Origin of the sequence: Arcobacter iocasae (genome assembly GCF_042214795.1) — a bacterium.
Lineage (GTDB): Bacteria > Campylobacterota > Campylobacteria > Campylobacterales > Arcobacteraceae > Arcobacter > Arcobacter iocasae.
The window spans coordinates 887,042-908,929 of sequence record NZ_CP090177.1 but is presented as its reverse complement, the minus strand read 5'-3'; the positions used below and the strand labels follow the sequence as shown (position 1 = coordinate 908,929).

General features: G+C 30.4%; 21 protein-coding genes. 13 read left to right on the top strand and 8 right to left on the bottom strand.

The features are described from left to right. The 3 genes from LXN10_RS04585 to LXN10_RS04575 all read left to right on the top strand — a co-directional run bounded on the left by LXN10_RS04585 (position 1) and on the right by LXN10_RS04575 (position 2,489). Positions 1-843 (top strand): DsbA family protein, encoded by an 843-nt coding sequence (locus tag LXN10_RS04585; protein ID WP_375724718.1) that lies wholly within the window; start codon positions 1-3, stop codon positions 841-843. Beyond that, positions 843-1,781 carry a hydroxymethylbilane synthase gene (hemC, locus tag LXN10_RS04580; RefSeq protein WP_375724717.1) on the top strand — a complete coding sequence of 313 codons (939 nt, stop codon included), beginning with the start codon at positions 843-845 and terminating at the stop codon, positions 1,779-1,781. The genes LXN10_RS04585 and hemC overlap by 1 nt, the downstream gene beginning before the upstream one ends. Positions 1,782-1,946: 165 nt before the next feature. Then, complete coding sequence (locus LXN10_RS04575) at positions 1,947-2,489, top strand: hydrolase (RefSeq protein ID WP_375724716.1); 543 nt, start codon at positions 1,947-1,949, stop codon at positions 2,487-2,489. Positions 2,490-2,509: 20 nt separating this feature from the next. Here LXN10_RS04575 and ung read toward each other — a convergent pair whose 3' ends face one another. The 6 genes from ung to prpB form a co-directional block, all read right to left on the bottom strand. Then, complete coding sequence (gene ung / locus LXN10_RS04570; RefSeq protein WP_375724715.1) at positions 2,510-3,160, bottom strand: uracil-DNA glycosylase; 651 nt, start codon at positions 3,158-3,160, stop codon at positions 2,510-2,512. A 62-nt stretch (positions 3,161-3,222) separates the two neighbouring features. After that, positions 3,223-3,504, bottom strand: a complete 282-nt coding sequence (locus LXN10_RS04565) for a TIGR03643 family protein (protein ID WP_129099597.1) — start codon at positions 3,502-3,504, stop codon at positions 3,223-3,225. 126 nt (positions 3,505-3,630) lie between these two features. Then, positions 3,631-4,809 carry a 2-methylaconitate cis-trans isomerase PrpF gene (prpF, locus tag LXN10_RS04560; protein WP_129099598.1) on the bottom strand — a complete coding sequence of 393 codons (1,179 nt, stop codon included), beginning with the start codon at positions 4,807-4,809 and terminating at the stop codon, positions 3,631-3,633. A 105-nt stretch (positions 4,810-4,914) separates the two neighbouring features. After that, positions 4,915-7,509, bottom strand: a complete 2,595-nt coding sequence (gene acnD / locus LXN10_RS04555) for a Fe/S-dependent 2-methylisocitrate dehydratase AcnD (protein WP_375724714.1) — start codon at positions 7,507-7,509, stop codon at positions 4,915-4,917. Positions 7,510-7,600: 91 nt separating this feature from the next. After that, positions 7,601-8,749, bottom strand: a complete 1,149-nt coding sequence (prpC, locus tag LXN10_RS04550; protein ID WP_375724713.1) for a bifunctional 2-methylcitrate synthase/citrate synthase — start codon at positions 8,747-8,749, stop codon at positions 7,601-7,603. Between the two features lie 48 nt (positions 8,750-8,797). Beyond that, entirely contained in the window at positions 8,798-9,676 is an 879-nt protein-coding gene (gene prpB / locus LXN10_RS04545; protein ID WP_375724712.1) for a methylisocitrate lyase, read from the bottom strand. A gap of 176 nt (positions 9,677-9,852) precedes the next feature. Here prpB and LXN10_RS04540 point away from each other — a divergent pair, with 176 nt between their 5' ends. The 9 genes from LXN10_RS04540 (at position 9,853) to LXN10_RS04500 (ending at position 17,714) form a co-directional block, all read left to right on the top strand. Then, positions 9,853-10,830 carry a hypothetical protein gene (locus LXN10_RS04540; protein WP_375724711.1) on the top strand — a complete coding sequence of 326 codons (978 nt, stop codon included), beginning with the start codon at positions 9,853-9,855 and terminating at the stop codon, positions 10,828-10,830. 1 nt (position 10,831) lies between these two features. After that, positions 10,832-11,398 (top strand): TetR/AcrR family transcriptional regulator, encoded by a 567-nt coding sequence (locus LXN10_RS04535; RefSeq protein WP_375724710.1) that lies wholly within the window; start codon positions 10,832-10,834, stop codon positions 11,396-11,398. A 72-nt stretch (positions 11,399-11,470) separates the two neighbouring features. Beyond that, the gene (locus LXN10_RS04530; RefSeq protein WP_375724709.1) at positions 11,471-12,364 is read left to right on the top strand and encodes a DMT family transporter; all 894 of its coding nucleotides are present in this window, start codon (positions 11,471-11,473) and stop codon (positions 12,362-12,364) included. 2 nt (positions 12,365-12,366) lie between these two features. Then, positions 12,367-13,242, top strand: a complete 876-nt coding sequence (locus LXN10_RS04525; RefSeq protein ID WP_375724708.1) for a DMT family transporter — start codon at positions 12,367-12,369, stop codon at positions 13,240-13,242. Continuing rightward, a complete protein-coding gene (locus tag LXN10_RS04520) occupies positions 13,239-14,168 on the top strand; it encodes a D-2-hydroxyacid dehydrogenase (protein ID WP_375724707.1) in 930 nt (309 codons plus the stop codon). Before LXN10_RS04525 ends, LXN10_RS04520 begins: the two co-directional genes overlap by 4 nt. 10 nt (positions 14,169-14,178) lie before the next feature. Then, positions 14,179-14,724 (top strand): cysteine hydrolase family protein, encoded by a 546-nt coding sequence (locus tag LXN10_RS04515; protein ID WP_375724706.1) that lies wholly within the window; start codon positions 14,179-14,181, stop codon positions 14,722-14,724. A 55-nt stretch (positions 14,725-14,779) separates the two neighbouring features. Then, positions 14,780-15,691, top strand: coding sequence for a bile acid:sodium symporter family protein (locus tag LXN10_RS04510; protein ID WP_375724705.1), 912 nt, complete (start codon positions 14,780-14,782; stop codon positions 15,689-15,691). An 86-nt stretch (positions 15,692-15,777) separates the two neighbouring features. Next, positions 15,778-16,695: a bile acid:sodium symporter family protein gene (locus LXN10_RS04505; RefSeq protein WP_375724704.1), complete on the top strand. Its 918-nt coding sequence runs from the start codon at positions 15,778-15,780 to the stop codon at positions 16,693-16,695. A 191-nt stretch (positions 16,696-16,886) separates the two neighbouring features. After that, positions 16,887-17,714, top strand: coding sequence for an AraC family transcriptional regulator (locus LXN10_RS04500; RefSeq protein WP_375724703.1), 828 nt, complete (start codon positions 16,887-16,889; stop codon positions 17,712-17,714). A 246-nt stretch (positions 17,715-17,960) separates the two neighbouring features. Here LXN10_RS04500 and LXN10_RS04495 read toward each other — a convergent pair whose 3' ends face one another. Further along, positions 17,961-18,944, bottom strand: coding sequence for an IS110 family transposase (locus tag LXN10_RS04495; RefSeq protein WP_375723002.1), 984 nt, complete (start codon positions 18,942-18,944; stop codon positions 17,961-17,963). Between the two features lie 359 nt (positions 18,945-19,303). Further along, the gene (locus tag LXN10_RS04490) at positions 19,304-19,663 is read right to left on the bottom strand and encodes a VOC family protein (protein WP_375724702.1); all 360 of its coding nucleotides are present in this window, start codon (positions 19,661-19,663) and stop codon (positions 19,304-19,306) included. A 119-nt stretch (positions 19,664-19,782) separates the two neighbouring features. Here LXN10_RS04490 and recQ point away from each other — a divergent pair, with 119 nt between their 5' ends. After that, positions 19,783-21,888: a DNA helicase RecQ gene (gene recQ, locus LXN10_RS04485; RefSeq protein WP_375724701.1), complete on the top strand. Its 2,106-nt coding sequence runs from the start codon at positions 19,783-19,785 to the stop codon at positions 21,886-21,888.

Sequence of the window (21,888 nt, the reverse complement as noted above, 5' to 3'; positions counted from 1 at the left end):
ATGAATTATAAAAAATTAATATGTATTTTTTCTATTATGACTATTAGTTTAAGTGCTGCAAATTTTGATAATGATGTTATAAGTTTTGAGAAAAAAAGACTTTCAAATAATGCAAGAGTAGAGATAAAAGATATACAAATAAGTATGAAAAAACAGATGCCAGAACCAATGACAAACTGGTATGGTTTTATTATACAAATAAAAGCAAAAGTAAAAGATAAAGAGATAAATGCAAAAGATATAATCTTCTCAAATGGAGAAATTGTAGCTCCTGAGTTGATAAATTTGAAAACTGGAGCATCTTATAAAGATTTATTACAACCAAAACTTGATGCAAGCTATTATCAAGAAGACCATTTAATTGCAGGAAATGCAAAAGCAAAAGATAAAATAGTAGTTTTTTCTGATCCTTTATGTCCTTTTTGCATAGAGACTCTTCCAGGATTGATTGAGCATGTAAAAGATAATAAAGATGAAATAGCACTTTATTATTATAACTTTCCTCTTTTAAGAGTTCATCCAGCATCTGCTACTATGGTAAAAGCTATTGATGTAGCAAGACAAATGGGTATAAAAGGTGTTGAGAAAAAAGTTTATACTACAAATTGGGAACAATATTTTCCTGTAGATTCAAAAGATGAAGATAAAATATTAAGTGCTTTTAATAAAGAGTTTAAAACAAATATTACAAAAGAGCAAATAAATTCTACAGAAGTGATGGCAAGAGTTTTAGATGATGTAAAAATGGGTGATGATGTTATGGTAAAAGGAACTCCAACTATTTTTGTAAATGGTGAAAAAGATGACAGTAAATTAAAATATGAGACTTTAGGAAGTAAATAATGAAGAAAATTGTAATAGCAACTAGAAAGAGTAAATTAGCACTTTGGCAAAGTGAATATATCAAAGCAGAGCTTTTAAAACACTATCCAGATATGGTTATAGAACTAAAAACATTTTCAACAAAAGCTGATAAGATATTAGATGTACCATTAGCAAAAATAGGTGGAAAAGGACTTTTTACAAAAGAGTTAGAAATAGCACTTGAAAACAAAGAAGCAGATATAGCAGTACACTCTTTAAAAGATGTTCCAGTTGAGTTCGAAGAAGGTTTTGTATTAGCAGCACTTACAAAGAGATTTGATCCAAGGGATGCTTTTTTAAGTGAAAAATACTCAAGCATTAGTGAACTACCAATGGGTGCGATAATTGGAACTACAAGTTTAAGACGAAGAATGGAGCTAAAACTTTTAAGACCAGATATTGAACTTAAAGATTTAAGAGGAAATATAAATACAAGAATCGCAAAACTAAAAGCTGGTGAATATGATGCTATTATTTTAGCAGCAACTGGTGTACAAAAACTTCAAATAGAAGATGAAGTAAAATATTTTACTCCTATTTCTATTGATGAGATGATTCCATCTATGGGACAAGCAACTTTAGGAATAGAGACATTGGATAATCCAGAATTAATAGAGTTATTGTCAGTTTTACATGATAAAAATGCAGAAATCGAATCAACTATTGAAAGAAGTTTTGTGCATACTTTAGAGGGTGGTTGCCAAGTTCCTATTGGAGTAAAAGCAACTATTTTAGATGAAAATTCTGTAGATGTAAGAGCAATAGTTGGAATGCCAGATGGTAGTGAATATGTTCAAGAAGATATAGTTATTAATATTGATAATTATAAAACTGCAGGACAAGCACTAGCTCAAACTTTTATTGACCAAGGTGCTAAAGAATTACTAGAAAGAGCCGAAAAGGTAGCATTTAAATAGCATTTTGAGGGGCTTTTTGTCCCTCATGTTGATAAACTTCTCACTTTATTTTAATTCCCTCTTCAAAGACTAAATTTTACTAGATTTTTTTTACTGCTTTATGTATGATAATAAATTAGTTGATAATATAATAAATTTAAAATCATAATTTTACAAGGAGTAAAGATGAGAATAGATGTAAAAAATGTAGCATTTTGTTTAGTTGATGTTCAAGAAAGACTTTATCCCCATATGACAAATAAAGATGAAGTAGAAAAAAATCTACTAACTTTAGTAAAAGGTTTACAACTTCATGAAGTTCCATTTATAGTAAATGAACAATATAAAAAAGGTATTGGAGAGACTATTCCAAGTCTTAGAGAGCTAGTTGATGATTATCCACACTTTGAAAAGACGACTTTCTCTTGTTGTAAAAATGAAGAGACAATGGTTGCAATTAATACTTTAGGTAAAAAACAAATCATTGTTGCAGGAATAGAGACTCATGTTTGTGTTCTTCAAACTTGTATTGACTTATTACAAGCTGGATACAAAGTAATTTTAGTGACTGATTGTGTTACTTCAAGAAAACAAAATGATACAGATGTGGCAATTACAAGACTTGTTCAAGCAGGTGTGATTCCAACTACTTATGAGTCACTTTTATTTGAACTAACAGTAAATGCAAAACATCCACAATTTAAAGGTATCTCTGCCTTAGTAAAATAGTAAAACACTTTTTAAGTGTTTTACCAATTAATTTCTTTTTTTCCCAATGATTCTAATATCTCATTTGTTTTACTAAAGTGCTTACATCCAAAAAATCCTCTATAAGAAGATAATGGGCTAGGATGGGGTGCTGTTAGTATGTAGTGTTTATTGCTATCAATTAATTTTGTTTTTGCAATAGCTGGTGCTCCCCATAGTATGAAGATTATATCTTCACAGTTTGCTGAGATGTGTTTGATAATATTATTTGTAAATATTTCCCAGCCAAGTTTGTGATGTGATTTTGGTTTTGATTCTTCTACTGTCAAGATTGTATTTAAAAGGAGTACCCCTTGTTTTGCCCAAGGTGTTAAATCTCCATTCAAACATGAAGAATCTTTAGTTATATCATCTTTTATCTCTTTTAGGATATTTACCATTGAGGGTGGATTTTTTATCTCTTTTGGAGTTGAAAATGCTAAACCTTGGGCTTGACCTGTTCCATGGTATGGATCTTGTCCTAGAATTACAACTTTTAATTCATCTAAAGGAGTTGTATCAAAAGCTTTATATATATTCTTTTTATCTGGAAATACTGTTGTAGTTTCATATAAATGATTGATACTATTTTCTAGTTTTTGGAAATATTCTTGCTCTTTTTGTTTATTAATAACATCTTGCCAAGTTTTCATAATAAGCCTTTTTTATAAAAAAAGTATTATTACCAAAATTATTGTAAAACTTGTTTAATACTTTACCATGGACCTTGAAATCTTAATTCCTTTGAGTTGAAGTTCTTTTGGTGTTTTGTAACTCTTCCTTGAACTCTTCTTCTCCATCTGTCATAGGCTTTTTTAGAAATTAGTTTTCGCATTTTATTTTTTAGTTGATTTTCTGTTATTCCATACTGTTTTTTAATAACATCAAAAGTAACTCTATCTTGCCAAGCCATTTCTATTAGTCTATTTTCATCAAACTCTTGAAGTTCTGTATCTACAATGTCTTTTTTTGGTTTTAATTGTTTTTTATAATTCATAAAATAAGTCTATCAGTAAAAAAGGTTTTTTTGTATAAATTTTTTATATATTTAATAGGTATTGTAAGTTTGAAATAAAAAAAGGGACTAGAACTATTCTAGTCCCTTTGAGAATTAAGAAGTATATTATTCTCCCATAGTTCCTGCAGGAACGAAAACATTACCTTCCATTATAATTCTTGCACTTCTGCTCATACTCGCTTTTTCAACTTTGTATTTACCATCTTTGTTAGTTAAAGATGCTCCTACTTTTAAAGTTCCAGATGGGTGTCCAAAGTTTACAGCATCTTTCTCTCCTCCACCAGCAGCAAGGTTTACTAAAGTACCCGGAACGCAAGCCGCAACTCCAATGGCAACTGAAGCAGTTCCCATCATAGCATGGTGTAATTGTTGCATAGATAAAGCTCTAACATGCAGATCAAGTTCATTTGCTTTTATTGTTTTTCCAGTAGATGTTGTAAAATCAGATGGTGGTGCAACAAAGGCAACTTTTGGTACATGTTGTTGAGTTTCTGCATCTTTAGCATCTTTCATAAGTCCCATTTTCATAGCACCTGCTATTCTAATTGTTTCAAATCTTTTTAATGCCTCAACATCAGAGTTAATATCTCCTTGAAGTTCAGTTCCCGTGTAACCAATCTCATCAGCATTTAAGAAAATTGTAGGAATACCAGCTGTTATCATAGTAGCTTTAAAAGTACCAACACCTGGAACTTCTAAATCATCTACTAAGTTACCAGTTGGAAATAACTCTTCACTTGGGTCAACAGGTTCAACAAACTCTAATTTAATCTCTTCAGCTGGAAAAGTAACCCCATCGATTTCATAATCACCTATTTCTTTAACCATTCCATCTGCCATTGTTACATAACAAAGTATAGTTTTTTTGATATTTGCTTGCCAAATTTTTACACAACAAACACCGTTTTGGGGTACATTGTCAACTAAACCCTCTTTTATGGCAAAGGGACCAACTGCTGAAGATAGGTTTCCACAGTTTCCACTCCAATCCATAAAATCTTTATCAATAGCAACTTGACCAAAGTAATAATCAACATCATGATTAGGAACTTCACTTTTTCCAACTATTACAGTTTTTGAGGTACTTGATGTTGCTCCACCCATACCATCTATTTGTTTTTTATAGGCATCAGGCGAACCAACTATTCTTTGAAGAAGTCTATTTTTTGCTTCTTGATTTTCTTGAGCCTCTTTAGGTAAATCAGTTATATTAAAAAATGTTCCTTTAGAAGTTCCACCTCTCATATATGTTGCTCTTACTTTAAATTGTGGTTGGTAAGCCATTTAATTTCCTTTATTAAGTTTAAAATATTTATTAAAAAATCTTTTGATTAATTAATAAATATTTTAAGGGCAAATGCCCTTAAAATAGAAGAGTTTATCTAAGGTTTATTTACCTTCTGCAATAACATCTTTAGCAAATTTTTGTAAAATACCACCATTAGTGTAAACATCAACTTCAGCACTTGTATCAAGTCTACATAAAACAGGGAATTTAACAACTTCACCATTTTCTCTAGTCATTACAACTGTTAAATCACATCTTGGAGTAATCTCACCAACGATGTCAAAAGTTTCAGTTCCATCGATATTATAAGTGTGTCTAGTCTCACCATCTTTGAATTGTAATGGTAATACACCCATACCAACTAAGTTAGTTCTATGAATTCTTTCAATTGATTCAGCAATTAAAACTTCAACACCTGCAAGTCTTACTCCTTTTGCAGCCCAGTCTCTTGATGACCCTTGACCATAATTAGTACCAGCAATGATGATTAGTGGTTGTTTTCTTTGAGTATAAGTCTCAATAGCTTCCCACATTCTTGACTCAGTACCTTCTGGCATAATTTTTGTCAATGAACCTTGCTTAACAGTTCCATCTTCATTTTTAACCATTTCATTAAATAGTTTTGGATTTGCTAAAGTAGCTCTACTAGCTGTATGATGATCTCCTCTATGTGTTGCATAAGAGTTTAAATCTTCAACAGGTAATCCCATTTTTAAACAATATTCCCCAGAAGCACTTGTTGGTAAAATAGCATTTGAAGGCGATAGGTGGTCTGTTGTAATATTATCAGGGAACACACCTAATGGTCTCATACCTTTTAGTGCTGGCATTTGCATATATTCATCTTCCCAATAAGGAGGTCTATTGATATATGTAGATTTTGGATTCCATTTATAAAATGGATCAATTTTAATACTATCTAATAGTTCTCTTTTAAACATTGGTTCATAAATGTTATTATACATTTCAGGTCTAACACAAGATTTTTCAACAGCATTAATCTCTGCATCACTTGGCCATAAATCTTTTAATCTGATATCATTACCATCTTTATCTTTTCCTAATACATCATTTTCAATATCAAATCTAATAGTACCAGCTAAAGCATATGCAATAACAAGTGCAGGTGAAGCCAAAAATGCTTCTTTTACATATGGGTGGATTCTTCCATCAAAGTTTCTATTTCCTGATAATACAGCAGTAGTGTAAATATCATTATCTACAACTTCTTTTTGAATAGTTGGGTCTAAAGCTCCACTCATACCATTACAAGTAGTACAGGCAAATCCAACAACACCAAATCCTAATTTTTCCATTTCAGATAATAATCCAGCTTCTTTTAAATAAACTTCAATTACTTTAGATCCTGGTGCCAATGAAGATTTAACCCATGGTTTTCTTGTAAGTCCTAGTTCATTTGCTTTTTTAGCAAGTAATCCAGCCGCGATAACATTTCTTGGATTTGAAGTATTAGTACATGAAGTAATTGCAGCAATTAAGATACCACCATCAGGGATTTTATCACCATCTTGTTTCCACTCTTTTACAATACCTTCAGCTCTTAAAGTTGAAGTTGGTACTAATTTATGTGGTTTAGAAGGACCAGCTAAGGATCTTGAAACTTTTGATAAATCAAATTCTATTGTTCTTGCATATGTAGCATTGTCAAATTGGTCTGCCCATAATCCATTTGCTTTTGCATAAGCTTCCACAAGTTTAACTTGAGCAGCATCTCTACCTGTTACTGTTAAGTAATCAATAGTTTGTTCATCAATAGCAAAGATACCAGCACTTGCACCATATTCAGGAGTCATATTTGCAATTGTTGCTCTATCTCCTAAGTTTAAGTACTGAACACCTGAACCAAAGAACTCTAAATAAGCAGAAATAACATTGTTTTCTCTTAAGAATGAAGTCATAGCAAGTGCAATATCAGTTGCTGTAATTCCTTCAGCTCTAACACCTGTAATTTCTACACCAATGATTTCTGGAACTCTCATATAAGATGGATTTCCAAGCATTACATTTTCAGCTTCTAATCCACCAACACCAACAGCAATTACACCAAGTGCATCCACATGAGGAGTGTGTGAATCAGTTCCTACAAGTGTATCTGGAGATGCTATTCCATCAATATTGTGTACAACTGGAGACATTTTTTCAAGGTTGATTTGGTGCATGATACCATTACCTGGAGGAATAACATCAACATTATTAAATGCTTCTTTAGTCCAGTTAATAAAGTGAAATCTATCTGCATTTCTTCTATCTTCAATATCTCTATTTTTTTGGAATGCATCTGGATCAAATCCACCACATTCAACTGCTAGTGAGTGGTCAACGATTAATTGAGTTGGAACTACTGGATTTACTTTATCAGGGTTCCCACCTTTTGATGCAACTGCTTCTCTAAGACCTGCTAGGTCAACAAAAGCTGTAAGTCCTAAGATATCATGACAGATAACTCTTGAAGGAAACCAAGGGAAATCTTTGTCAGTTCTTTTTTCAATAAGTTGAATAAGTGAATCTTTTAAATCAACACTTGGACACTTTCTAATTAGGTTTTCTGCTAATACTCTTGAAGTATAGTTTAGTTTCTCAAAAGAACCAGGAGTTATATCTTCTACAGCTGATTTTACATCATAATAGCTTGTATCGAAACCTTCTAGTTTTTTAAGATATTTATCATTTGTCATTTTTATATCCATTTTGTTTGAATTTAAAAGGATAAGCAAAGGCTTATCCTTTTAGTGTTTGCCAAAGGTGGCACTAGAATATTTTTAAGTTTTATCTTTCTTCTAAAGGAACGAATTTTAAACCTTCAGGTCCTGTATAATGAGCTGATGGTCTTATAATTTTCCCATCTTCTCTTTGTTCAATTGCATGTGCTCCCCATCCAGTAACTCTTGCGATAATGAAAATTGGAGTAAACATATCTGTTGGAATTCCCATTTGGTTATAAGAAACTGCTGAGAACCAGTCAAGATTTGGGAACATTTTCTTTTGTTCCCACATAACAGATTCAATTCTTTCAGCAACATCGTACATTAACATGTCGTTATTTTCTTTAGATAAATCTTCAGCAACTTTTTTGATAACAACATTTCTAGGATCACTTGTTGTATATACAGGGTGTCCAAATCCGATGATAATCTCTTTTCTTGCCATTCTTTCTTTGATATCTTTTTCTGCTTCATCAGCTGAAGAATATCTCTCTTGAATTCTAAATGCAACTTCATTTGCTCCACCATGTTTAGGACCTCTTAAAGCTCCAATTGCACCAGTGATACATGAGAATATATCTGAGTTTGTTCCAGAAATAACTCTTGAAGTAAATGTTGAAGCATTGAATTCATGCTCAGCATATAAAATCAAAGATACATGCATAGCTTTTACCCAAGATTCTCTTGGCTTTTCACCATGTAATAGGTGTAAGAAGTGACCACCAATAGTATCATCATCAGTTACAACATCAATTCTTTTTCCGTTGTATGCATAGTGATACCAATAACATAATATAGAAGGAAAACAAGACATTAATTTATCAATAATATTTTGTGCTTCTGCTTTTGGATGAGACTCATCTTCAGACATAATTGCTCCAAGAACTGAACAACCTGTTCTCATAACATCCATTGGGTGAGCAGTTTTTGGTAATTGCTCTAAAGCAATTTTAACACCAGCTGGAATATCTCTCATACCTTGTAATTTTTCTTTATAAGCTTTTAATTCTGCTTTATTTGGTAGTTTTTCATGTACTATTAAATATGCAATTTCTTCAAATTGAGCTTGATTTGCAAACTCTAAAATATCATACCCTCTATAATGTAAATCATTACCAGTTTTTCCAACTGTACATATAGCTGTATTTCCAGCTGCAGTCCCCGAAAGTGCAACTGATTTTTTTGGTTTAAATCCTGTAGTTGTAGTGCTCATATTGTCTCCTTTTGTTTTTGTTATCTATAATATTTTGGCAAATCTAAATTATTTAGATTTACCTTTTGCAAATAATGAATCCATTTTTTGCTCATAATCGTGATACCCCAACATTTCGTATAATTCCATTCTTGTTTGCATGATCTCTAAAGTACCTTCTTGAGTACCTTTTTCTCTTAAATCTTGATATACAGTTAAAGCAGCTTTATTCATTGCTCTAAATGCTGATAATGGATAAAGTACCATAGAAATACCAACTGATCCCAACTCTTCTGTTGTAAACATAGGAGTTGCCCCAAATTCAGTGATATTTGCTAATACTGGCACTTTAATAACATCTGTAAATTCTTTGTACTCTTTTAGTGTATGAATAGCTTCTGCAAAAATCATATCAGCCCCCGCTTCAACATATGCTTTTGCTCTATCAATTGCTGCTTGTTGCCCTTCACTTGCGTGTGCATCAGTTCTTGCCATAATTACAAACTCAGGATCAGTTTTTGCATCAACTGCAGCTCTGATTCTGTCACACATTTCTTCAGTACTTACAAGTTCTTTATTTGGTCTATGTCCACATCTTTTTGCAGCAACTTGATCTTCGATATGAATACCAGCAGCTCCTGCTTTTGTCATCTCTTTAACTGTTCTTGCTATATTAAAAGCATGTCCCCAACCTGTATCAGCATCAACTAATAATGGAGTATCAACAGCTGAAGTGATTCTTCTAATATCAATACAAACATCTTCTAACATAGTCATACCCAAATCTGGTAAACCATAACTTGAATTTGCAACTCCCGCTCCTGAAAGATATAGTGCTTTATATCCAACTTTTGTAGCTTGTAATGCTGAGTAAGCGTTTACAGCTCCAACAATTTGTAGTGGTGTCTCTTCTTTAAGAGCATCTCTAAATCTTTTTCCTGCGCTCATGTAAATCCTTTTAAAATTTTATATTGTTAGTATACCCCATAGTGAAATGTATGTATTGTATAATAGTTGAAAAGAAAAATACAAATTCTTTACATATAGAATTAATTTGTACAATATTTGATTTTATGTATAAAAATGGTACAATTTTACAAGTAAAATGAAGAAAAGAGGAATAAATGTCTTATAGAACAAGTATAGATAAACTAATAGAGATATATAAAAGATCTAATTTAAGTATATCAAAGTTTGCATCATTAATTCAAAAAGATAGAAGAACAGTAACTTCTTGGGTTGATAGAGTAACAGATGTTGAACCATCAACAAGTGTAAAAGAAAAGATTTGTGCACTTTTTAGATACCCAGATTATATTTGGGAAGAGGCTTGTAATGAAGATGAATTTATAAAATCAATCACTCAAATTCCACAAAAAGAAGTAAGAATAATCGATGAAGATTATTGTGGAAGAATGAGATATATAATGGAAATAGAAGAGAATAGGAGATTTGTAATACAAGCACAGTTCCCAGGACCTATGTATAGAGATACAGCAGTAAAAAGAATATATAGAACCCAAACAAGTTCAGAAATAGAAGCACTTAAACAAAATAGAATAAATCAAATGCTCAGATATGACTATGATACTACAGAATGGTACTCTATAAAGTCTATACTCTCTTTTTGTTTTGCAAGTATTGGGAACTTTTATACAAAGGAAGAGAAGATAAAAATACTTGAACTTATTTATGAATTATTTAATAACAATTACAATAAAAAGCTATTTTTATTTGATTCATTTTCAAGAAAAATATATGGCATGGAGACAACTTATATCTCTATCAATGTTAAACAAAAAGTGCTATTTTTCAAATCTCCCATAGAGTCAGTTTTTATAGAAATAAGAAATAAAAATTTAGTAGAGCGTATGCATAAGTACTATTCATCTCCTATTGAAGCACCTTCTCATGTTAACTTTTTAGAATCAGTTAAAATTATAAAAATTTTACAAGATGCTTTAAAATATAATAATGATATAAAACAAGCATATGAAACCATAAATAGATTGACAGATTATGGTGAATTGTTTTATAATAATCTAAGCGTAGACTTACAAAAAGAAGTAAGTGACCCAAAATCTGGACAAAGAAGAAACTAAAATGAGTAGTAGAGATAAATTATTGGATGTAGCCTTTGATGAAATTTATCATAATGGCTATGCAGCAACTTCGGTTGATAAAATTTTAAAACAAGCAAATATGAATAAAGGAAGTATGTATCACTTCTTTAAATCAAAAAAAGAGTTAACTCTTGCAGTTATAAATGAACGAATAAACCTTTATACTGAGACTAAGTATTCTACTCTTTTGAATTATGATGAGAATATAATAGATGAGATCATGTCTTTACTAAAACAAAGGGGTGGTTTTGATTTTAGATTGGGTTGCAAGCTTAATAATCTGGTTCAAGAACTCTCACCTAAAGATAAAGATTTTAAAGAAGCATTAGAAAAAGTCTATTTAAGATTTGAATCTATTATAAAAGAAGCTTTGGATAAAGCTGTAAAAAATAAAGAGATTAATCATAATGATACAAGAGCTTTATCTATGTACATCGTTGCCTCAATTGAAGGATGCTTAGGAACTGCAAAAAAATCTCAAGATGGTCAAGTTTTCTATGATTGTCTTTCTCAACTTGATCTGTTTTTAAACTCACTAAAAAAATAATTTCAAAAAGTCTTGACTAATTAGTCAAGACTTTGCTATACTTCTAATTGACTAAACAGTCAAGGAGAAATAATGTTGTTAAAATTAAAATCTTTTATAGTTCCTTTATCATTTATTATGCTTTCAGGTGCTGGTTTTGTATTTATAAAAATGGGTTTACCTTATGCTAGTAGTATGGCTTTTTTAGAATTACGATATTTACTTGCATTTGTAGTTTTGCTCTTAGTTGCATTTATATTTAAAGCAAAGTTTCCAAAAAGTTTAAATGAAATATTTCATATAAGTGTTGCTGGGATTTTATCTGTGGGACTTTTTTCTATTGGCTGTTTTAATTCAATAGATTATGGATTGTCACCTGCACTTTGTTCTTTGATTATCTCTTTACAGCCCATTGTAGTTTCATTTTTTGCAATGAAGTTTTTAGGTGAAGAAGTAAGCAAAAGAGCATGGTTTGGATTAATACTTGGACTCATTGGAGTAGGGCTTGTTTTAGGGCTTGATGGAGAAATTAATAAAAATGAGTTAATAGGTTTTTTATTTGCAATATTGGGATTGTTTAGTATGAGTTTTGGGAATTTGTATCAAAAAAAATATTGTTCAAATATGAATTTGATTACAGGTGGAGTAATCCAAACATTTGCTTCTGCAATTATTGTTTTACCATTATTGTATTTTGAAGATATAAGAGTTGATTTTAGTGGCGAATTTATAATTGCTTTAAGTTATATGTCTGTGATTGCTAGTATTGGAGTTATGTCTTTATTGTACTATATGATTAGACATGGTGAAGTATCAAAAGTATCTTCTTTATTTTACTTATTACCTGTAGCTTCTGCTATTGTAGCTTATTTTGTATTGGATAAAAGTCTGGAGTTGAATGTATTTATTGGAATTATTATTGTTCTTATTGCTATGAATTTGATAAATAAAAAAGAACAATTTCAAGCTATAGTAAATAAAGGTTAAGTGTGAAATTTTATATACAAAAATCTATTCTGCCATTTTTTTTCATGTTTTTATATGGAAGTGGATTTATTTTTTGTGAATATGGTTTACAAAATGCATCTCCAATGGCTTTTTTAGAAGTACGGTTTTTTATTGCTTTTTGTATCTTACTTTTGATTACGCTTATATTTAAAATACCAATGCCTAAAACTAAAAAAGAGTTTTTACATATATCCATTGCTGGAAGTTTAACTGTTGGGACATTTTCAATAGGAGGATTTTTAGCCGTTAGTTATGGTATATCTGGGGCAACAAATGCTTTGATAATAGCTTTACAACCAATTGTTGTAACTGCTTTAGCCTTAAAATTATTAAATGAAGATATTAACATAAGAGTTTGGACAGGACTAATAATAGGATTTGTGGGAGTTGGTTTTGTGGTTTTTTCAAAACTTGAAACTTCCTTTTCAGCTCTTGGTCTGTTTTGGGCTTTTATTTCATTATTGGGTCTTAGTATTGGAAGTTTGTATCAAAAGAAGTATTGTTCTCATATGAATCTTTACTCAGGTGGTGCAATACAGACTTTTAGTTCCACAATTTTGGTTTTGCCATTTTTATTTTTTGAAGATTCTCATATAAATTGGAATGTTGATTTTAGTATTGCTTTACTTTATATGACAGTTGGAGTGAGTATTGGTGCCTTGTCATTATTATATATTATGATAAAAAATGGTGAAGTATCAAAGGTATCAGCTATCTTTTATTTGGTACCCGTTAGTGCTGCTATTGTTTCATATTTTTTATTGGGTGATAAAATAGAATTTAGCGAAATCATAGGAATATTTACTATAATAATTGGAATAGTATTAATAAATAAAAAGAAGAAAGGAATAAAATGAAAATAGTTATTTTAGATAGAGCAACATTAGGATCAGATATAAATATAGATATTTTTAAAGAGTTTGGGGAAGTTGTCTCTTATGATAAAACAAGTGCAAGTGAATCAAAAGAGAGAACAAAAGATGCAGATATAGTTATCACAAATAAAGTAGTTTTAGGAAAAGAACAAATGGATGACTCTTCTATAAAACTTATATGTATAACAGCAACAGGAACGGATAATGTTGATTTAGAATATGCAAAAAGTAAAAATATAGAAGTAAAAAATGTAGCTGGATATTCTACTTCTAGTGTAGTTCAAGTTACTTTTGGGATGATATTTTATTTTATTCAAAAATTAAATCATTATCAAGATTCTCTTAATAATGGAAATTGGGGGAAAGTACCAGCTTTTAATGATGCAGATGATATCTTTTTTGAATTGGATAAAAAAAGAGTAGGGATTATAGGGTTTGGTGATATTGGAGTAGACTTAGCAAAAAAAGTAGAGGCTTTTGGTTGTGAAGTTGTTTATTATTCAACCAGTGGAAAAAATTCTAATTCAGACTACAAAAGAGTTGAATTAGACGAGCTTTTACAAAGCTGCGACATTATATCTGTCCATGCGCCTTTAAATGAAAATACAAGAAATTTATTGACTTATGAAAATATGAAAAATATAAAAGAGGGTGCTATTTTATTAAATCTTGGTCGTGGTGGAATTATAAATGAAAATGATTTAGCCAAAATTATAGATGAAGAAAAGATCTATTGTGGTATTGATGTATTTGCAAAAGAACCAATTGAGCGTACTAATCCATTATTAAAAGTTGTAAATAAAGAAAGACTACTTTTAACACCACATATTGGTTGGGGATCAAGTGAATCAAGAAATAGACTAATGAAAAAAGTTGCACAAAATATAAAAGATTTTTTAAATAAATAAAGGAGAGAAAATGAGTAAAGCATTGATAATTATAGATATTCAAAATGATTATTTTGAAGGTGGAGCTTGTGAATTAGTAGGTGCCCAAGAAGCGAGTTTAAAAGCAAAAGAGTTATTAGAATATTTTAGAGAGAATAAAATGCCAGTATTTCATGTACAACATACAAGTTTATATGAAGGCGCAACATTCTTTTTACCAGATACATATGGAATGAAAATACACGAGAATTTAAAACCCCGTGAAGATGAGCCTATTATAGAAAAAAACTTTCCAAATAGTTTTTTAGATACATCTTTAGAATATGAGTTAAAAATACAAGAAATAAAAGAGTTAGTAATATGTGGAATGATGAGTCACATGTGTGTAGATGCTACAACTAGAGCTGCAAGTGATATGGGATATGGTTGTACAGTTGTGCATGATGCTTGTACAACAAGAGATTTAGAATTTTTAGGAGAAATTGTTCCTGCAAAATCAGTACATAACTCTTTTATGGCAGCACTTGAAGGTACTTATGCGAAAATGGTCAGTTGTTCGGATATAGTTTCTAAGTAATTACAAGTAAATTTAAACCTATTTTTGTAGAATAAGAAAAAACATCGGATAGCTTATGATAAAAAAGATTTCTATACTGTTTCCTTTATGGGCAGTTTTATTTTCGTTTCTTGCATATTTACAGCCAAGTTTGGTAGTTGGATTTAAGAGTTGGATTATTCCACTTTTGATTCTTATTATGTTTTGTATGGGGATTACTTTAAAGATTGATGACTTTAAAAGAGTTTTTAAAAGACCAAAAATCATAGCATTGACTGTGGTATTGCAGTTTTTATTTATGCCTTTTTTTGCTTTTATAGTATCTAAGGTATTTAATCTATCTGATGAACTACTTGTGGGAATGGTACTTGTAGGAGCAGTTTCTGGTGGAACTGCTTCAAATGTAATAGCATTTTTAGCAAAAGCTGATGTGGCACTTTCTATTACTATGACAATTGTATCAACTCTTTTATCAATAATCATCACTCCTTATTTGACACTTTTTTATGTGGGACAAACAGTTCCCGTACCAGCACTTAGTATGCTTCTTAGTATCCTAAAAATAGTATTTGTACCTGTTGTTGTAGGACTTATACTAAATCAACTTTTTAATAAATATATTGAAAAAAGACATGATATCTTTGCACTTTTATCTATTATTTCTATTGTATTTATTATAGGAATTATAATAGGTATAAATGAGAGTAAAATCTCTACTATTGCCTTATCTTTAATGTTAGCAATAGCTTGCCACAACCTTTTAGGTTTAGTTACTGGATATTATTTTGCTAAAATGTTTGGTTATGATAAAACTGTATGTAAAACAGTAGCCATAGAAGTTGGTATGCAAAACTCTGGCTTAGCTGTTGTTCTAGCTATGAAGTATTTTTCAGCTTTAAGTGCACTTCCTGGGGCTATATTTAGTATCTGGCATAATATTTCAGGAGCAATTCTTGCAGGCATTTGGTCAAAAGAAGAACATCCATAAAATTGAAGAAGCAGAAGTATTTATTTGTATTTAAATTATTTTAATACTTTTTGAGTAGAATAAAAAACTTTTTCAAAAGGATAATAATGATAAAAAAATTTACACTTCTTTTCCCTTTATGGGCAATATTAGCATCAATCTTTTCATATTATGAATCAAGTATGGTTGTTGATTTTAAAAGTTGGATAGTTCCTTTACTTGTTTTAATAATGTTTTGTATGGGAGTTACTTTAAAGGTCGAAGACTTTAAACGAGTTGTAAAAAAGCCTAAAATTATAGCTATGACAGTTGTTTTACAGTTTTTATTAATGCCACTAGCAGCCTTTGTTATTTCAAAAGCATTTGGTTTTTCAACAGAACTTTTAGTTGGAATGATATTAGTTGGGGCAGTTTCTGGGGGAACAGCATCAAATGTAATTTCTTATTTGGCAAAAGCAGATGTTGCTTTATCAATCACTATGACAATAGTTTCTACACTCTTATCTATTGTAGTTACACCTTATTTAACCTTGCTTTATGTTGGTCAAACTGTACCAGTGCCTGCTTTAAGTATGTTATTAAGTATATTAAAAATAGTTTTAGCACCAGTTGTTTTAGGGGTTATTGTAAATTATATTTTCCATAAGTTTATTGATAAAAATAATGATATTTTTGCTGTTTTATCAATAGTTTCAATTGTTTTTATTATTGCAATAGTTGTTGGATTAAATCATTCAAGAATTGATACTATAGGGTTATATTTGTTAGTTGGAATTATGCTACATAATTTAACAGGATTAGTTGGTGGTTTCTATACAGCAAAACTATTTGGATATAGTAAAAAAGAGTGTAAAACTGTTGCGATTGAAGTGGGAATGCAAAATTCAGGTCTAGCAGTTGCCCTTGCTAGTAAGTATTTTACTCCTTTAAGTGCCTTACCAGGTGCTATCTTTAGTATTTGGCATAATATCTCAGGATCACTTATTGCTTCTTTTTGGTCAAAAGAAGAAAAAAATCAAAAATAGAATTTAATATTCTAATATGCCTAATCTTAATACCCTAAGATTAGGCACAAAACTATCTTTAAATCTAGTTTCCAAATAGATTATTTCCTCTTTTTATTTTAGAAGTTATAGAATATAATAGCAATCTTGGAGTAGTTTTAATTTCTAAATCTTAATACAATTTTCACATAAAAGAGTTTGAAAGAGAGCAGATGAGTAATAGTACAAAAGATGATTATGTTCAAAGTGTATGTAGAGTAATTTTATATATTGAGCAAAACTATAATAGTGATTTAACCCTTGATGAGTTATCAAAGATTGCCAGCTTTTCTAAGTATCATTTTCACCGTATTTTTAAATCAATTGTTGGTGAGAGTATGGTTGATTATATTAGAAGAGTGAGACTTCAAAGTACTACTTTACAGTTTAAAACAAATCAGAAAATCACTCAAATAGCCATGAATAGTGGTTATGAAACCAATGCCTCTTTTTCAAAAGCTTTTAAAAAGCATTTTGGAATAACTCCCAAAGAGTTTGCAAAAAATGCAAAATTAAAAAGAGGAAATAAGATGTTAGAGCCAAAAATAGTAAAGCTAGAAGATATAGAGATCTTGTATGTAAGAAAAACAGGTGAATATACAAAATGTAGTATTGAAGCATGGGAAACTCTTATAAATTTTGTGGGAACAGAGTATTTTATAAGAGATGATGTAATGATGTTTGGAATAGGGCATGATAATCCACATATAACAGATGCAGACAAACTAAGATATGATGCTTGCCTTTCATGGGTGAATAAAACAATTCAACCAAAAGGTGAGAGTCAAAGTAAAATAATAGATGGTGGGAAATACGCTGTATTTTTACATAAGGGTGACTATAAAGAATTAATCAATACTTATGATGGAGTATCTGATTGGATTGTAGAAAGTGGTGTTGAATTAAGGGATTTGCCTATTGTTGAAAAGTATTTGAATAAGAATCCAATTACTTGTAAACCTGAGGATTTAAGAACAGAGATTTATATTCCTTTGGTATAGTGTAAAATATATAAGAATATTTCTCTTGAAGAGGTAAACCTCTCCGCTCTTTTCTTCTTTTGTTGAAAAGAAGAAACAAGAAAGCAACCAGACGAGTTGATGAAGGCAAAGCTCCCTTCCAGTTATATATTTATTTTCTGTCTTACAAAACGAGTTTTGCAAGACAGAAAAAATAAAACAATAAGCGAAGGAACCCAAAGGGCTTTGAAGTTGCCACCTTAAAAACCAATAAAAATATTAGAATTTTCATAAATATCTTTTATATCTTTCTTCATCATATTTTTCGTTATTTTTATAAATACTATGTGCGATTACTACTATTTTTCTCATAACTGCTATTTGTGCTACAGTGGTATGTTTACCATTCTCTTTTAATCTATTATAAAACCTTTTTAATTCTTCATTATATTGTGTTGCATTTAGACTTGCCATAAATAATACACTTCTACATAGTTTTGAACCAGCTTTTGATATTCTTGTTTTACCTTTTATTGATGTTCCAGATGTTTTTTCTATTGGATCTAATCCTGCTAGGGATATTATCTCTTTTTGGTTTGCATTAGAATATTGTATAAAATGATGCAATAATACTATTGCTGATACTTCTCCTACACTTTTTATACTTTGTATATTAATAAATGCTTCTTGAAGTTTTTCATCTTTTGCTATTACTTTTTTTATTTCAAGCAGTATCTCTTTTTCTTTTTGTTCTAAAAGCTTTATCTCTTTTTTTATTCTTTGTATTAATTTACTTATACCATCTTTTGCAATTAAAGATTCCAAATGATTTTTATTTTGTGATTTTTGTTTAATTAAAAATTGATAGTAAGTTATTAACTCTTTTATCTCTTCTATTTCTTGTCTTATTACTGGTACTTTAATTTGTTCTTTTGAGGCAGTTACTATCATTTGAGATAACATTCGGGCATCATTTACATCATTCTTATTTCTTTGTCCTATTGCTTTACTAAAATTTGAACTTTGTTTAGGATTTACAATAAAGCATTTAATATTTTTATTTGCTGCAAACTTTTTTATAACAGAAGAATAATTCCCTGTTGGTTCATAAACAAATACTAATTTATCGATATCTTTTTTATATTGTTTCTTTAACTTAGAATACAAACTTTTTAATGATTTTATATTATTCTCAATAACCAAATCTAAATCATTATATGGAACATACACATTGATTGTTGACTTACTAATATCTAATCCGATAGAATACATATCTGGAACCTTTATTTTAGAATAAAGAGTTCGTTAGGGTAGGATTTCTCCTACCTGATTTGTCATACATATTTCGGACTCGTAAATTCGAACTAGATTATTACTGTTCTTGTTGCCACTCAAACTTTTAATATGACTATCTGACTTCAAATCAAGATGATTATTTTTTAATCTCTTTCGCCGTAGTTCGATATATCATTTAACAAACTCCATGAAAATATATTATCTATATCTCCATTAATTTTATTATACGAGCCGTTGGTGGTTTTGTTTACTTTGTCCACACAAAGTAAAAGAAGCGAAGACCTTTAGGTGTTCAAGAGAATATTAATAGTTAAATAAGTATTTTTTCCAAGAATTTATACTATTTCTTTACTAGGTCGATGAGTTGCCAATTCAAGAATATAACATGGGTGACCATCTGGGTCTCTTACTCCGAATACTTTTCCAAAAGGAACTTCTTGTATAGATAGGCAAACTTCAGCTTTTTGTGATATTAAATTAAATGTGCTGTTTATATCATTTACAAGCCAATATATTTCTTGTTTTACTTCTCCTCCCATTGGTTCATCCGTTGCAATAGCGAAAGTTTCAAACTGAATGTAAGTAGGATGTTCTCTTTCAATTTGTAATCCCATAGTCTCTACATAAAATTTCTTTGCTATTTCTATATCTTTTACATATTCGACAATAAAGCCAAATTTTAGTTTTTCATTCATTTTATTATTTCCTTTTTATTGATTTACAAAAGTATATAAGATTATATTTATTAAATATAAAAATATGACAATTTGTAATATTCATACTCCCCTAATTCAAACTATGCTACCATCACAAAATGAATAATAAACACAAAATACTAAAAGATATTTTCGGACATGAACACTTTAGAAGCTTTCAAGAGGAAGTAGTAGACAGTATCATCAATAAACAAGATGTACTAACCATCTTACCAACTGGTGGTGGAAAATCACTATGTTATCAACTCCCAACCTTACTCATGGACGGAGTTACAGTCGTAATCTCTCCACTTATTGCCCTTATGCAAGACCAAATAAAAGCACTTAATGATTTGGATATAAAAGCTGAAATGATAAGTTCATCTCAAAGTGGTGAAGAAAATAGCTTTACTATGCAGAAGCTTTTACGAGGTGAGTTGAAGTTTATTTATGTGGCACCTGAGCGATTTACTTCTAATGAGTTTGTTGGAGTATTACAACGAATCAATATCAACTATTTTGTTATCGATGAAGCTCACTGTGTATCTGCTTGGGGTCATGAATTTAGAGCTGAATATAGAAACCTTGATAGACTAAAAAGACTTTTCCCAAGTACTCCAATTGCAGCTTTTACTGCAACTGCTACAAAAAAAGTGGAAGCAGATATTGCTTCTAATTTAAACTTGCAAGGTGCAAGACACTTTCGTGCTAAAACACATAGGGATAACCTTGATATAAAAGTTGAACCTAGAATTACAAATGGTAAAAAACAGATATTAAACTTCCTAAAAACTCACAAAGGGCTTTGTGGGATTATCTATACTTTTACTCGAAAAGAAGCAGAATCAACAGCCCAGTTTTTATGCGAAAATGGCTATGCCTCAAAAGCTTATCATGCAGGCTTATCACCAGCTATTAAAGATGAAGTTTATGATGCTTTTGTTTATGAGAAGATTGATATAGTTGTGGCAACTATTGCTTTTGGTATGGGGATTGATAAATCAAATATTCGTTTTGTCATACATACATCTTTGCCTAAAACACTTGAAAATTATTATCAAGAGATAGGTAGAGCAGGTCGTGATGGGGATATGTCTTATGTATATTTACTTTACTCAAAATCTGATGAGGTAAAAAGAAAAATACAAATAGAAGATGCCATAGATGTGGGATATAAGCAAACAGGGCTTGATAAACTAGAAGCCATGTATCGATATTGTGTATCAAATAATTGTCGGCATAAAATCATCGCAAACTATTTTGAAGATGAGATAGATGATTGTAAGACCTTGTGTGATAATTGTACTAAGGGAGAGATTGAGCAAGTAGATGTAAGTGTTGATGCACAAAAGTTTTTAAGTGCTGTTTATAGAAGTGACCAAAGATTTGGGACAAATCATATTATCGATATATTGAGAGGTTCAAAAAATCAAAAGCTCTTAGAATTTGGACATGATAAACTTAGTGTTTATGGTTTGGGCGCAGATAAAAGTAAAAATGAATGGGTAGCAATCGCTGATAAACTTATAGATATGCAAGCTGTAGGTTTAGGTGAATTTAGAGTTTTAAAACTCAACAATCTTGGAATGCTAATATTAAAAGGTAAAGAAAAACTTCTAATAGATAGCGATAAACTTGGCATCGCTCAAAAGCTTGAAGAGGAAACGACGGAACTTAGTTTTGATGAAGAATTGTATGAGAAGTTTAGAACTTTGAGAAGAGAGATAGCTTTGGAGCATGAAGTACCAGCTTATGTGATATTTGGGGATAAAACTTTAAAAGAGTTAGCTTCAAAACTTCCAATCACAAAAGAAGAGATGCTAGATATCAATGGAGTAGGGCTTGTAAAATATGAAAAATATGGAGATGCTTTTTTAGCTTTGTGTAAGAGTATAAAAGAAGAATTTAGTGAAAAGTTAGAAGAAAAAGCTCCGTTGAAAAAACTTACAAAAACATATCTAGAAACTTTTGAGTTAATTCAAGATGAAAAAACAGTGGAAGAAATAGCACAAATAAGAGATTTGGGTTTGACTTCTATTTTATCACATGTTTCAGTTTTAAGTGAGCATGAAAAAATATCAAAAGAGAAAAAAGAAGAGCTTTTAAAACCACTTGAAATCCCTCAAAATATAAAATCTTGGATAGAAGAGGGTTTAAATTTGGATTCAATAAAAGAGTTGCGAAAACAGTTATACTTGTATGAGTATTTATCTAAAGAAATATAA

Excerpts from the sequence above, each read along its gene's own strand:
- LXN10_RS04495 (WP_375723002.1), bottom strand. The coding sequence starts at position 18,944 with ATGTATTCTATCGGATTAGATATTAGTAAGTCAACAATCAATGTGTAT.
- LXN10_RS04520 (WP_375724707.1), top strand. The coding sequence starts at position 13,239 with ATGAAAATAGTTATTTTAGATAGAGCAACATTAGGATCAGATATAAAT.
- LXN10_RS04540 (WP_375724711.1), top strand. The coding sequence starts at position 9,853 with ATGTCTTATAGAACAAGTATAGATAAACTAATAGAGATATATAAAAGA.
- LXN10_RS04490 (WP_375724702.1), bottom strand. The coding sequence starts at position 19,663 with ATGAATGAAAAACTAAAATTTGGCTTTATTGTCGAATATGTAAAAGAT.
- LXN10_RS04510 (WP_375724705.1), top strand. The coding sequence starts at position 14,780 with ATGATAAAAAAGATTTCTATACTGTTTCCTTTATGGGCAGTTTTATTT.
- LXN10_RS04565 (WP_129099597.1), bottom strand. The coding sequence starts at position 3,504 with ATGAATTATAAAAAACAATTAAAACCAAAAAAAGACATTGTAGATACA.
- LXN10_RS04505 (WP_375724704.1), top strand. The coding sequence starts at position 15,778 with ATGATAAAAAAATTTACACTTCTTTTCCCTTTATGGGCAATATTAGCA.
- prpF (WP_129099598.1), bottom strand. The coding sequence starts at position 4,809 with ATGGCTTACCAACCACAATTTAAAGTAAGAGCAACATATATGAGAGGT.
- LXN10_RS04515 (WP_375724706.1), top strand. The coding sequence starts at position 14,179 with ATGAGTAAAGCATTGATAATTATAGATATTCAAAATGATTATTTTGAA.
- LXN10_RS04500 (WP_375724703.1), top strand. The coding sequence starts at position 16,887 with ATGAGTAATAGTACAAAAGATGATTATGTTCAAAGTGTATGTAGAGTA.
- prpB (WP_375724712.1), bottom strand. The coding sequence starts at position 9,676 with ATGAGCGCAGGAAAAAGATTTAGAGATGCTCTTAAAGAAGAGACACCA.
- LXN10_RS04535 (WP_375724710.1), top strand. The coding sequence starts at position 10,832 with ATGAGTAGTAGAGATAAATTATTGGATGTAGCCTTTGATGAAATTTAT.
- LXN10_RS04530 (WP_375724709.1), top strand. The coding sequence starts at position 11,471 with ATGTTGTTAAAATTAAAATCTTTTATAGTTCCTTTATCATTTATTATG.
- LXN10_RS04575 (WP_375724716.1), top strand. The coding sequence starts at position 1,947 with ATGAGAATAGATGTAAAAAATGTAGCATTTTGTTTAGTTGATGTTCAA.
- acnD (WP_375724714.1), bottom strand. The coding sequence starts at position 7,509 with ATGACAAATGATAAATATCTTAAAAAACTAGAAGGTTTCGATACAAGC.
- prpC (WP_375724713.1), bottom strand. The coding sequence starts at position 8,749 with ATGAGCACTACAACTACAGGATTTAAACCAAAAAAATCAGTTGCACTT.
- recQ (WP_375724701.1), top strand. The coding sequence starts at position 19,783 with ATGAATAATAAACACAAAATACTAAAAGATATTTTCGGACATGAACAC.
- hemC (WP_375724717.1), top strand. The coding sequence starts at position 843 with ATGAAGAAAATTGTAATAGCAACTAGAAAGAGTAAATTAGCACTTTGG.
- LXN10_RS04585 (WP_375724718.1), top strand. The coding sequence starts at position 1 with ATGAATTATAAAAAATTAATATGTATTTTTTCTATTATGACTATTAGT.
- ung (WP_375724715.1), bottom strand. The coding sequence starts at position 3,160 with ATGAAAACTTGGCAAGATGTTATTAATAAACAAAAAGAGCAAGAATAT.